General features: G+C 67.6%; 13 protein-coding genes and 1 pseudogene. 2 read left to right on the forward strand and 12 right to left on the reverse strand.

What is annotated here, in order from left to right; genetic code table 11:
* Positions 1 to 240, reverse strand: a pseudogene (locus VML93_RS17070) (cyclohexanecarboxylate-CoA ligase); the annotation flags it as partial.
* A 44-nt stretch (positions 241 to 284) separates the two neighbouring features.
* Positions 285 to 842 (reverse strand): hypothetical protein, encoded by a 558-nt coding sequence (locus VML93_RS17075; RefSeq protein WP_325612423.1) that lies wholly within the window; start codon positions 840 to 842, stop codon positions 285 to 287.
* A 60-nt stretch (positions 843 to 902) separates the two neighbouring features.
* On the opposite strand from VML93_RS17075, the gene VML93_RS17080 reads away from it, so the two are divergent.
* The gene (locus VML93_RS17080) at positions 903 to 1,754 is read left to right on the forward strand and encodes a DMT family transporter (protein ID WP_325612424.1); all 852 of its coding nucleotides are present in this window, start codon (positions 903 to 905) and stop codon (positions 1,752 to 1,754) included.
* A gap of 91 nt (positions 1,755 to 1,845) precedes the next feature.
* Here VML93_RS17080 and VML93_RS17085 read toward each other — a convergent pair whose 3' ends face one another.
* From VML93_RS17085 to VML93_RS17130, 10 genes are read right to left on the reverse strand one after another with little or no spacing between them, the layout of a single operon-like run.
* Positions 1,846 to 2,586 carry an SDR family oxidoreductase gene (locus tag VML93_RS17085; RefSeq protein WP_325612426.1) on the reverse strand — a complete coding sequence of 247 codons (741 nt, stop codon included), beginning with the start codon at positions 2,584 to 2,586 and terminating at the stop codon, positions 1,846 to 1,848.
* Positions 2,583 to 4,169 carry a fatty-acid--CoA ligase FadD1 gene (gene fadD1, locus VML93_RS17090; protein ID WP_325612427.1) on the reverse strand — a complete coding sequence of 529 codons (1,587 nt, stop codon included), beginning with the start codon at positions 4,167 to 4,169 and terminating at the stop codon, positions 2,583 to 2,585. Before fadD1 ends, VML93_RS17085 begins: the two co-directional genes overlap by 4 nt.
* A 15-nt stretch (positions 4,170 to 4,184) precedes the next feature.
* Entirely contained in the window at positions 4,185 to 5,777 is a 1,593-nt protein-coding gene (locus VML93_RS17095) for an NAD(P)/FAD-dependent oxidoreductase (RefSeq protein ID WP_325612429.1), read from the reverse strand.
* Positions 5,774 to 6,721 carry an alpha/beta hydrolase gene (locus VML93_RS17100; protein ID WP_325612430.1) on the reverse strand — a complete coding sequence of 316 codons (948 nt, stop codon included), beginning with the start codon at positions 6,719 to 6,721 and terminating at the stop codon, positions 5,774 to 5,776. Before VML93_RS17100 ends, VML93_RS17095 begins: the two co-directional genes overlap by 4 nt.
* A 17-nt stretch (positions 6,722 to 6,738) precedes the next feature.
* Positions 6,739 to 7,134, reverse strand: a complete 396-nt coding sequence (locus VML93_RS17105) for a Zn-ribbon domain-containing OB-fold protein (protein ID WP_325612432.1) — start codon at positions 7,132 to 7,134, stop codon at positions 6,739 to 6,741.
* Positions 7,134 to 8,336 carry a thiolase family protein gene (locus VML93_RS17110; protein WP_325612434.1) on the reverse strand — a complete coding sequence of 401 codons (1,203 nt, stop codon included), beginning with the start codon at positions 8,334 to 8,336 and terminating at the stop codon, positions 7,134 to 7,136. The genes VML93_RS17105 and VML93_RS17110 overlap by 1 nt, the downstream gene beginning before the upstream one ends.
* A complete protein-coding gene (locus VML93_RS17115; RefSeq protein WP_325612436.1) occupies positions 8,333 to 8,779 on the reverse strand; it encodes a MaoC family dehydratase in 447 nt (148 codons plus the stop codon). Before VML93_RS17115 ends, VML93_RS17110 begins: the two co-directional genes overlap by 4 nt.
* Positions 8,780 to 8,828: 49 nt before the next feature.
* The gene (locus VML93_RS17120) at positions 8,829 to 9,329 is read right to left on the reverse strand and encodes a MaoC family dehydratase (protein WP_325612439.1); all 501 of its coding nucleotides are present in this window, start codon (positions 9,327 to 9,329) and stop codon (positions 8,829 to 8,831) included.
* On the reverse strand, positions 9,326 to 10,438 hold the full coding sequence (locus VML93_RS17125; RefSeq protein WP_325612441.1) for an acyl-CoA dehydrogenase family protein: 1,113 nt from the start codon (positions 10,436 to 10,438) through the stop codon (positions 9,326 to 9,328). The genes VML93_RS17120 and VML93_RS17125 overlap by 4 nt, the downstream gene beginning before the upstream one ends.
* 3 nt (positions 10,439 to 10,441) lie before the next feature.
* Positions 10,442 to 11,638: an acyl-CoA dehydrogenase family protein gene (locus tag VML93_RS17130; RefSeq protein ID WP_325612442.1), complete on the reverse strand. Its 1,197-nt coding sequence runs from the start codon at positions 11,636 to 11,638 to the stop codon at positions 10,442 to 10,444.
* 138 nt (positions 11,639 to 11,776) lie between these two features.
* Between VML93_RS17130 and VML93_RS17135 the strand changes: the two genes are divergently transcribed.
* Positions 11,777 to 12,258: NYN domain-containing protein (locus tag VML93_RS17135; RefSeq protein ID WP_325612443.1), on the forward strand; the 482-nt coding region annotated here is incomplete at its 3' end.

Here is a 12,258-nt window from a genome sequence, read left to right on the forward strand (position 1 = left end):
CGTCACTCCGATGCCGGTCAGCTGGCGCGCCAGAGCGCTTGCCGCACTGTCGAATTCACCCCAGGTGAGTTGCGCGCCGGGTTCGTCGACATAGGCGGCGCGGTCGGGTGAGTGAACGGCGTTGGCACGTACTGCGTCGGACAGCGTCAGATCGGACCACCAGCCCTGTGCGCGGTACCGGGCGGCGTCCTCGGCTGTGAATGCCGGCGATCCCAGGGCCGCCAGCCCACCGACGCTCATCACCCGATCATAGGAAAACCCGGTACAGCCCGGCTCAGGCCCGGCTACCCGAACGGCAGGCCTGCCCTGAGTTGCGCAAGATTTTGTCGAAGTCGTCGGCCGCGCAGAACAGAAAAAGGCAGCGCTATCGCCACGATCAATGCCAGCGCCAGGAAGTACACAGTGGCGTACGTGCTGGATTGCCCGACCGCCACGGCGATCATCACCGCGACGAGGATCGCCGAAACTATCCAGCCCGATCTCTCGCGACGCTTCAGTTCGTCATCCGTCTTGTTACCCAGGTAAGCCACGGCCAACCGGGCCGCCGCGTATCGCTGCGCCGGATCGGAGGGCACCGCGCCGCTGGTGAAAGCGGCGAAGGCCGGTGCGCGTTCGGCTGCAGGCACCGCTTCGACCACTCGCTTGCGCATGGCCTCACCTTGGTACGCCAGGACACCACCCAGAGTCACGCCGAAGATAAGAGCAGGGATGACGATCGCCCCCGGGCTTTCGGTCGAGGTACGCGGCTCGAAATAGGACAGCGCACCGAACAACACGGCGTACAGCGCTGTCAACACCAGAAACCGCACCCAGAAGGGCTGCATCGCCAGTCGGAAGTTCACACAAACGAGTATGCGCGCGCGCGGACAGCGCTCCGGGCCGACGCAGCATATTGTCGTCGTGTGCTGATCGGTTTCCTGCTGGCTCTGGGTTGTTCGGTGTGTTACGGCTCGGCTTCGGTGCTGCAGGCCATGGCGACGCGGTCGGTGGAGGGCAGCAGCAACTCGGGTGTCGACGCTGCGTTGCTGTTGCGCGCCGTCCGGCAATGGCGCTACCTCGCCGGCATCGGCCTCGACGGCCTCGGGTTCGTGCTTCAGGTGATAGCGCTGCGCCTGGTGCCGATCTATGTCGTCGCCGCCGCGCTTGCCGCCTCGATCGCGGTGACCGGCATCGTGTCCGCGTGGGCGCTGTCGGCGCGACTGTCACGGGCCGAGTGGACGGCCGTGGGGATCGTCTGCGTGAGCCTCGCCGTGCTCGCGTGCGCCGCGGGGCCTGGGCACTTTCGGCGCGCCCCGGCCGGCCTGGGCTGGGCCCTGGTGGTTGTGGTGGCCGCGATATTCGTTGCCGGTGCCGCCGCAGGCCGGTTGAGCGATCGCGAGCGTGCCCTTGCCCTGGGCTTCGGCGCCGGAAGCGGTTTCGGTGTGGTGGAGGTTGGCGTGCGCCTGCTCGACGTGGTTTCCCCGACCAAGAGCGCCTTCTACACCAACCCGGCGCTGTACGCGGCTCTCGGGGGCGGCGCCGCCGGGTTTCTCTTGCTCACATCTGCGTTGCAACGCGGGTCTGTGACCACCACCGTGGCCGCCATGGTGGTCGGTGAAACGATCGCGCCTGCGCTCGTCGGAGCGGTTTGGCTCGGTGACCGGGCCCGCGAGGGCCTCGGCTGGCTGGTTGTCCTGGGATTCGCTGTCGCCGTCGCGGCCACGCTGGCGCTGGCCAGATTCGGCGAGGCACCAACTCCCGCCGAATCCGGCTGAGGCACCACGCCGAACGTGCTCTCAGGGCGGAAAAATCGCCAAAATCTCGCCCTGAGAGCACGTTGGGCGCAGGAATCCGCGGGGCCGCGGCTCAGCCCTGGACGGTGGGGCGGATGGTGATGTCGCTGATCTCCACGTCGTGCGGCTGCCCGATGGCGAACGCGATGGCTCGCGCGACCGCCTCCGGGGGGAGACCAAAGTCGTTCATCGTGCACCGGATCTGCTCACGCATCGCCACGTCGTTGATAGAGCTGTCGAGCTCGGTATCGACGAATCCCGGCGAGATCGAGGTGGTTCGCACCACCCCGTCGGTGCATTCCTGGCGCAGCCCCTCCATCAGGGTGCGCACGGCGTTCTTGGTGGCCGCGTACACCGCCATCGTCGGGACGATCTTCAGCCCGGCCGTGGACACCGTCGTCACGAAGTGGCCGCTGCCCTGGCGACGGAACACCGGCAGCGCCGCGGCGAGGCCATGCAGCACCCCGCGCAGGTTGACGTCGACCATTGCCGACCAGCCATCAACGTCCAGATCCGATAGCGGCCCGATCTTGCTGATGCCCGCGTTGCTCACCAGGACATCGAGCTGACCGAACTCGTCGAGCGCGGCGCCGGCCAGCCGCTCCAAGTCCTCTCGGCGGGCGACGTCGGTGCGACAGGCGACCGCCGCTGCGCCGCCGTCGCGCAGCTGGCGCGTGATGTCGTCGAGCCGCTCGGTGCGGCGGGCACCCAGCACCACTTTGGCACCGCCCTCGGCGAGTAAACGCGCGGTCGCCTCGCCGATCCCGCTGCTCGCACCGGTGATCGCGACGACCTTGCCTTCGATACCGCTCATCCGGTCCCTTCAACCAGGCTGTAGGTGCTGCCGCGAGCCGGGCGGGTCCACAACACGCCGCCCTCGGCGGTCAGTCCGGCTTCGATCAGCCGGCGTTTGAGGATCTTGTTGGTGGCCGTCGCAAGCAGGTCGTCGTTGATCCGCACGTAGCGTGGCCACGCTTTGGGCGACAAGTCCGGTTGAGCGGCAAGGAAATTCGCGAAATCGGCGGGTTCCAGTCGGGTACCGTCGCGCAGCACCAGCGCCGCCATCACCTGATCCCCGACAAGTTCGTCGGGCACGGCATAGACCGCGACCTGGCTGACCTGCGGCAGTCGCTCCAAGATCCGCTCGATCGGCGCCGCCGCCAGGTTCTCCCCGTCCACCCGCATCCAGTCGGCGGTGCGGCCAGCGAGATAGATCCAGCCGTCGGCGTCGCGGTAGGCCAAATCCCCCGCCCAGTACATGCCGTGCCGCATCCGTTCGGCGGTGGCCGCCGGGTCGTTGTAGTAGCCGGTGAACGGCCCCGAACCCCGGGTATTGACGAGTTCGCCGACGGCTTCGTCGAAATTGATCAGCGCGCCGTGCTGGTCGAACTCGGCGACCGCGCACTCGGTAAGGGTCGTCGGGTGGTAGATGCTCACGCCGGGGTACGGCTTGCCGATCGACCCCGGCGGCGTCGAGTCGTCCCGGACCACGATCACCGCGAACTCGCTGGAGCCGAAAGCGTCCGTCACACGGCACCCGAAACGCCTTGCGAATTCCGCGATATCGCGATCGGTGGCCTCGTTGCCGTACGCCACCCGCAGCGTCGTGTCGGCATCGTCGGGACGTTCGGGAGTATCGAGGATCAGCGCGAGCGGCTTGCCCACGTAGTTCAGGTACGTCACGTGGTAACGGCGCACGTCGTCGAGGAAACGCGACGGCGAGAACTTGGCCGGGACCATCGTGGCACCGCTGGCGATGGCCGCCGCCCACCCGGCGGCAACGCCGTTGGAGTGAAACAGCGGCATCGACAGGTAGCAGACGTCGTCGGCGGTGAGGTCGTTCTGATACGCCAGGCTGGCGCCGCACATGATCGCCATCCCGTGGGCGAACCGGACGGCCTTGGGATCACCGCTGGTGCCGGAGGTGAAGATCATCATCAGGGTGTCGGTGGACGCGACCTCGCGGTGGGCGACCAGAGGTGGCGCGGCGGCGACCGCGTCGGCGTAGCGTGTCCCGGTCACGTCGAGCAGCTGAATGCCGTTGAGGTCCAAGCCATCCAGCAGGGGCAGGTGTTCGGTGTCGACCAGCAGGAGTTGGCAGTCGGAACGCCGGATGTCGCCGAGCAAGCCGGCGCCGCGCCGGGTGGTGTTGATCCCGCACAGCACATAGCCGCCCAGTGCGGCGGCGGCCATGGCGCGCAGCATGGCCGGCGAATTGCCAAGCAGCGCACCGACATGCAGCGGACGGGTCGGGTCGGCCAGTGCGATCAGCGCGGCCGCCTCGGCCTCGGCCTCCGCCAGGTGCTCGCGCCACGTCCAGGTCCGATCGCCGTAGGCGACCGCGGGTGTGTCGTCGTACCTGCGCTGCCGCAGTAGCTGCTGCACTGTCTCCGGCACCGTTACACGTCCTCGCTAACGAGTGGTCAGCGCCAGGCCGGCATAGTGGCGGCGGGCGACGTCATCGCAGTAGCGGCGGTAGATGCCGAATCCCCCCGCGTAGGGCATGAAGACCCGTTTCTTGCCTTCGATATTGGCGCCCAGGTACCACGACGACGCGGCTTTGGTGAACAGCGTCTGCTCGGCGGCCGCGGCGACGTGGTCGGTCCATTCGCGGGCGGCATCCAAGCGTGGCTCGACCTCGGTCACCCCGAGCCGACGGGCGGTCAGCACCAGATTCATGGCCCACTCGACCTGAACCTCGGCATGCAGCACCATGTTCGCCAACACCGAGGGAGCGCCGGGCCCGCTGATGGCGAACAGGTTCGGCAGGCCCGGCACCATCAGACCGAGAAAGGTCAGCGGGCCGTCGGCCCAGATGTCGCGCAACCGCTCTCCCCCGGGCCCGATCGGGTCGATCCGGGTCAGAGCGCCGGTCATCGCGTCGAATCCGGTGGCGAAGACCAGCACATCGCACGGATAGGTGGCGGCGCTGGTCTGTATTCCATCGGCGGTGATCGCATCGATAGGTTCGCGGCGCAGGTTCACCAGCCGCACGTTGTCACGGTTGAAGGTGGCGTAGTAGCCCGCGTCGGTGCAAATCCGTTTGGCCCCGATCGGGTGGTCGACCGGGATGAGATCGGTTGCGACGACGGGATCTACGACGATGTCACGGATCCGCTGTTCGGCGAACTGGCGGGCGATGTCGTTGGCCGCCAGGCTGGTGCTTTGGTCGGGGAAGGTCTTGGCGAAAAGTACGCCACCCTCGCGCCAGCGTTGCCACAGGGCGCGGTCACGCTCCTGCGGCTCGGTGTCGACGGCCTTCTTGTGGTAGGTGCCGTGCGGTGTCCCCGCCGATGCGTACGCGGAGGCGCGCCGGCGCTCGGGATATTCCACCTGGATCTGCTGTTGCTCGTCGGCCGTCCACGGGCGGTTGGGCATCGGGATGCTGTAGTTCGCCGACCGCTGGAACACCACCAGGGTCTCGGCTTCCGACGCGATGATCGGAACCGCTTGAATGCCAGAGGAACCCGTGCCGATCACCCCGACACGCTTGCCGCCCAAAGCGGGATCCTCGCGCGGCCACGCGGCGGTGAAGTACACCTCGCCCGCGAAATCGTCGACGCCGGGGATGTCGGGGCGATTCAGCGCCGACAGGCAGCCGGTGGCGCAGAACAGGAACTGCGCGGTGTACGTGTCGCCGCCGGCGGTGCTTACCCGCCAGCTGCCGTGGTCCTGGTCGAAAGTGGCGGCGACGACGTCGCAACCGAACCGGTAGTGGCGGCGCAGGTCGAAGCGGTCGGCGACGTGACCCAGATAGGCCAGGATCTCCGGTTGCGCGGCGAACCGTTCGCTCCACGTCCAGCTCTGCTGCAGCGCTTCGTCGAATGAGTATGAGTAGTCGACACTTTCGACGTCGCAGCGGGCGCCGGGATAACAGTTCCAGTACCAGGTGCCGCCCACGTCGGGCGCCGCCTCCAGGGCGGTCACCGAAAGACCCGCCGACACCGCTCGATGCACGGCGTAGAGCCCGGCGAACCCGGCGCCAACAACGATTACGTCGCTCATATTCGCTCCGAGGTAACCGGGTCGAGCAGCTGTCGCAGGTCGCGGCAGACCAGCCGCAGCGCAGAGGTTGCCGCAGGTAGGGATTGGATCGTCAGGAAGCCGTGGAACAATCCGGGGAAGTCGCGATGGACGACACGCACCCCCGCGCTGCGCAACTGGGCGGCGTAACTGCAACCCTCGCTGTGCAAGGGGTCCACGCCGGCGGTGACGAGCACCGCGGGCGGCAGGCCCGCATGAGAATCCGCGCGGGCCGGCGCCACCAGATAGGGCGGGTCGAAAAGCTCTTCGCCACCGAGGTATTGACGCCAGTACCACCTCATCGCGGCACGGGTGTTGAGGTATCCGATCGCGTAGCGCCGATAGCTGTCGGTCTCGAACGAGGGGTCGACCGCGGGGTAGATGAGCAGTTGCGCGGCCGGCGCGATGACTTCTCGTTCACGGCAAAGCAGCGCGGTGACCGCGGCCAGATTCCCGCCGGCGCTGTCGCCGGCGATGGCGGTCCGCATCGGGTCGATGCCCAGCTCGCCGGCATGTTCTACCACCCAGCAGAACGCCGCGAAGGCGTCGAGCGCGGCCGCGGGCGCGGGATGTTCGGGGGCGAGCCGGTAGTCGATCGACACCACGACGGTGTCGGTGCCCCGAGCCAGGGCTCTGCAGTGTCCGTCGTGGGATTCGATGTCGCAGAAGACGAATCCGCCGCCGTGGCAGTAGACGATCCCGGCGCGGATTTCCGAGGGGTCACCGTGCGGGTAGTAGATGCGCACCGGGATGGCGCCGGCCGGACCCGGGATGGAGCGGTCGACGGTGTCGCGGACGTCGTCCAGGTTGGTGGCGGGGAACCGACGTTCGAGCATCGCGGCGCGGGCCTGCGGGCCGGTCATGTTCTCGACGCGAGGGAATCCGGCATCCAGCTCACGCAACATCGTCTGTACCACGTCGTCCATCTGGGCCTCCGCGTCGGTTACCCGGGACGGTACTTCAGTAGGGTCATCCCGGGTTCGGGCAGATCGTAGAACACGGGCTGCACCCGCATTCCGATCCGGATGTCGCCAGGGTCCACGTCGACCAATTCGGTGCTGATCCTGGGCCCGGCGTCCCACTGCACCACCGCGAGCAGCTGTGGCACCGCGTCGTTCCACGGCGGACCGGTCGGCCGGCGAGCGATAGTGAAGGTGTATAGCGTTCCAGCACCGTCGATTTCGCGCCATTCAAGGTCGTCGGCCAGCGTGCCGGGGACCAGGGTGCGCGGATAGAACACGTAGCGCTGCAGCGAGGGTGAGTACTGGATGAGGATTCGTCGCTGCGCCAGGCCGTCCCAAAAAGGCCGCGACACCGGCGTGGGCTCGGGAATAACCATCAGTCCCCCCGCATCAGCAGCGCGACCTGCTCGCTCATGATGCCGCCGTTGCCGGTCACGAAGGTGGTGTTGCAGTCGGGCACCTGCGCGTCGCCGGCTCGGCCCATGATCTGCCGCGCGCCGTCGACGACGTGGTGCATACCGCCGGCCATCCCCGCCTGACCGAAGGACAGCTGCCCCCCGGCGGTGTTGAGCGGAAAGTCGCCGCGACAGGTCAGATCGTGGTCGGTAACCCACGACATGCCTTCACCTTTGGGGCAGAAGCCGGCGTCTTCCAGGCTCATCAGCACGGTGATGGTGTAGCAGTCATAGATCGAGGCGACGTCGACGTCGGATCGACTCAGCCCCGCCATCGCGAATGCCTTATCCGCGGCGCGCGCGATCGGGGTGCGCAGCAGATCTTCGGCGTAGGTCGGAGTTTTGAAGGCGATGTGTTCACCGAACCCGGTGATCCACACCGGGCGGTGGCGGCCGCGGCGCGCGATGTCGGCATTGGCGATCAGGACACCGACCCCGCCGTGTACCCGCATCACCGTTTCGAGCATGTGGATAGGGTCGGCGATCATCGGGCTGGCGAGTACGTCGTCGACGGTGATCGGGGTGCCGTGGAACACCGCGCCAGGATGGGCGCACGCGTTGGTGCGCTGGTCGACGGCGATCTTGGCGACCGCGGCGGGGTCGTAGCCGAACTCCGCCGCGTAACGCTGGGCGATTTGCGCGTACGGTGCGTTCTGCCCCACGTTGCCGTAAGGGATTTCGAACTCCGCTTGCGGCGATCCGTAGTTGTTGGACGATGCCCCATACCAATTGGGGGCCGGTGGCGGGCGCGTCTCGGATTGCGGCAGTGCTGCGGACCCGGGTACCACGGCCAGCGCCGCGGCACAGATACCGAGTTCGACGGCGGCGGCGGCCCGCCACACCATGCCGGCCGACGTCGCCCCGCCCAGGTCGACTCGTTCGCCGAAATCTAAAGCCAGGCCCAGGTATTCGCACAGCGTCGCGGGCGCGAACATCGCCGATTCGGCGACGCCGTGGGTGAGCAGCCCGTTGACGCATGCCGGATCGACGCCGGCATCCTCGACGACCATCTTGGCCAGCAACGCGTACTGGTCGAGGGTGAACAGCGGCGGTTTGCTCGGACGGCGTTCGGCGGGCAGTTCGGCGATGCCGACGATGGCGGCTTCGCCACGCAGCCCGGTCACGACGGCATCTCCCGTCGGGGCAGCTGAACCGTCGCGGTCCCCGGCATCAGCACGGTGCTGTCGCGGCGGCCGGCGATGTCGAGATCGACCAGCCCGGCGCCGTCCTCGGTGATCCGCGTGCCGGTGACCGTTCCACCGAACGACAGCTGCTGGCCCGGATGGGCGACCGCCCGGTTCTGCACCGAGAACGACACCAGGCGACCCCTCCCACCGATCCAGTCGCAAATGGCGCGAGACAGCAGCGCCGCCTGCAGCGGGCCGTGAACCAGCACGTCGTCGTACCCTTCGACGTCGCGGGCCCACTGCTTGTCGTAGTGAATGCGGTGGCCGTTGTAGGTGGCGGCGCTGAAAAAGAACAGCTGGGTTTCGTCGACGGTGACGGTCAGCTCGGGCATCTGATCGCCCGTGTTGACGTCCTCGAAGAAGACCTGTGGCTCGCTCATTGGCGCCGCTCCTCCTCATCGCTTCGCTCTGCATCGTCGCCGACGCGGCTCACGGGCGGGCGATCATCGACGTCGACGCTTCGGCGACCAGGTCCAGGTGCTGGTTGCGGTACACCGTTTGCCAGGTGACCAACACGAATCTGCCTGAACGGCCCTGCTTTTCGACGATCGACTCGATGGTGCGGACCATTTCGATCTCGTCGCGATGATACGCCGGCAGGTGGAAGGTGAAGCTTTCCCCGCCGGCCATCCGTTTGGGAGCCCGGGGAAACGCGAGGCTGCCCGAGGCCGCGCCGGAGGAACCGTCGGGCCGCAGCCGGTCCAGCCGGGTGACCCCGAGCACCACGTATTGCAGATACAGCGGCGGACAGACGATGTCGCGAAAGCCGTTGGCGCGGGCGTAATCCGGATCGAACCACAACGGGTTGTGGTCACCGACCGCCGCCGCCCAGCGTTGCCAATCCCGGCGGTTCACCTCGCCCGTCGCGGACGCGGCGACGGTGCCTACCCGCGACGCCGATTCGGCGTCGATCAGCGAGTCTTCACTCATCTGGACTCCTCTAGCCCTTCCTCCAGCCATGCGGCGGCGACCTCGGCTCCGCCACCGAGTGTCGAGCCGATCCGTGCCCGTTCGGTCCACAGATGCAGATCGGTCTCGGTCACGTAGCCGATCCCGCCGTGCAGTTGATGCGCGTCCAGGGTTATCAGCCTGGCCGCCGTCGCGGCGTGCATGCGCGCGATGGCCGTTTCCCTGGTCGCGGTGCGGCCCCGCGCCAGCCAGAAAACCGCCGAGTGCGCGGCCAATCGCGCTGCGGCCAAGGCGATGTGCATGTTGGCGATCAGGTGCTGGGCCGCCTGGAAGGACGCGATCGGGCGGCCGAACTGATGGCGCAGTTTGGTGTAGTCGACGGTGCGGTCCAACACGGCCTGCCCGACCCCGACCAGGTCGAGCGACCCGAGGGCGACCGCCGTATTGGCCACGCGGCGCAGCGCCGACGGCCCGACGTCCCCCAGCCGCCGGTCAGCGGTGACCGCCACGTCGTCGAACCGGACGGTGACCGCCCGATGCCCGCCCGCCATGGCCAGTGGCTGCATGGTCACTCCGGTCGCGCGAACGTCGACGACGGAGACCTGCGTCTGCTCGCCGGCCGTGGCAGAGACCACGATCAGGTCGGCGACGTCAGCGTCGGCGACGTAGTCCGCCGTCCCGTTCAGCCGCCAGCCGGTCGAGCCCGAATCAGCCTGCAGCACAGGTGAAATGACCGCCGCATCGCGCGGGTTCCACAACGCTGTGGTACCGCGGACGCTGCCGCCGGTCAGCGCCGGCAGCCACGCGGCCTTGGCTTCCGGGGAGCCGAGCTGGTCGACCGCCAGCGCGGCCGCAACGGTGCTGTGCACCGTGGTCGGACACAGGGCGCGGCCAGCCTCGCGGTAGAAGACGGCGAGATCGTCGAGCGAGCCACCCGAGCCGCCGTATTCTTCGGCGATCCCGAGGCCGAACACACCGGCGGCGGCCAGCGCCTTCCACAGTGTCGGGGTGCTTCGGTCGGCGCCGGGTTCCTGCAGCGCACGAACCAGACTCACCGGGCACTCGACCGACAGCAGCGCACGCAACGACGAGGCGAACTCGCGCTGCTCTGCCGTCGGCGTCGCTCTCATCGGTCAGCGTCCGTACGAGGGCATGCCGTGCCCGCGCTGGGCGATGATGTCGCGCAGCACCTCGTTGGTACCGCCCCCGAAGCGCATCAACGGAGCGGCCCGGTACAGCCGCTCGAACTTGCCGGCCAGCGGCGCGTCGTCGCTGCGATGCGCCAGCAAGCCGTCCGGTCCCAGCAGGTCGAGCGCCAGATCGGCGATGCGCTGCCGCAGCTCGCTGGTGAACACCTTCTCGACGCTGACCTCCACGGTTGGGATCACTCCGCTGTCCAGGATCGACGCGGCCTCATAACCCATCAGGGTGGCCACCTCCACGTCGGCGTCGGCCTGCGCCAGGCGACGGCGCAGGGCCGGATCGTCGGCGGGCACCGAACCATCGCGCCGCGGCCGGCGCGCCAGTTCACGCAAGTCGTCGACGGCGCGGCGCAGGTCGCCCGCATTGGTCAGCGCGCCACGTTCCAGATCGAGCGCGCCGGTGATGTAGGTCCAGCCCCGGTTGACCTGGCCGATCAGATTGGTGAGCGGGACCCGCACGTCGTCGAAGTGCACCTCGTTCGTGCGGTAGCCGGACCACGCATACAGCGGGCGAATGTGAACGCCCGGGCTGTCGATCGGGACGATGATCACCGAGATCCCGCGATGACGCGCGCCGGCCGGATCGGTACGCACACAAAGCCACTCGTGGGTGGCCCGCTGCGCTCCGCTGTTCCAGATCTTGGTGCCGGTGATCACCCATTCCTGCCCGTCGGGCGTCGCGCGGGTGCGCAGATTGGCCAGGTCGGTTCCCGCTTCAGGCTCGGAATAGCCTACCGCGCAGATCATTTCGCCTCTGGCGATCAATGGCAGCCATTCGGTTTTGTTCTGCTCGGTGCCGTGCCGCATGATCATCGGCGCCACCGAGGTGACGGTCAGGTCGGGCCCGGGCACACCCCAGTATTCGAACTCGCTCATCAGCAGGTGCTGGTGAACAGCGCCGAGCGCGAGGCCCGCGTACTCGCGCGGCCAGTTCAGCCCGAACCACCCCTTCTCACCGATCTTGCGACGAAACCGTGCCACCTCTGTCTCTTGGGCCCCTGGCCCGTAGGGCGCTTCCAGGTCATGTTCGGCAAGTTCGGCCCGCAACTCCGCGGTGACGTTGGCATGTAGAAATTCGCGGACTTCAGCCAGCCAGGCGCGCTGCCCGGCGTCGAGCTCGAAATCCATATCCGGCTCCTTGGACAAACCTTGCCGTAGCTGACGAACTCCTGGTGCAGAAAGTTCGTAGTAGTTGCAAACCCTACTTTCTCCAATCGGGCGGACGGGAGCTTGATGAACTCCGGCGAGTTGGCGCACGATGACCGGATGACCGATTCCGGTGCGACTCGCGTTGCGGTCTACTTCGATTTCGACAACATCGTCATCTCGCACTATGACCACGTGCACGGTCGCAATGCGTTCCAGCGGGACAAGGCTAAAGGCCTGGACAACGAGCGGCTGCAACTGGCGACCGTCGATCTCGGCGCGATCATGGACTTCGCCTCCTCATTCGGCACCTTGGTGCTCACCCGCGCGTATGCGGATTGGTCCGCCGACGTCAATGCCCGATATCACAGCCAGCTGGTGGCCCGCGCGGTCGATCTCGTGCAGCTGTTTCCGGCGACCGTGTACGGCAAGAACGGGGCCGACATCCGCCTTGCCGTCGACGCGGTCGAGGACATGTTCCGGCTGCCCGACCTGACGCATGTGGTGATCGTCGGGGGCGACTCCGACTACATCGCTCTGGCCCAGCGCTGCAAACGCCTCGGCCGCTATGTCGTCGGCATCGGGATAGCCGGCTCCAGCAG

The organism is Mycobacterium sp. (genome assembly GCF_035499775.1).
GTDB lineage: Bacteria > Actinomycetota > Actinomycetes > Mycobacteriales > Mycobacteriaceae > Mycobacterium.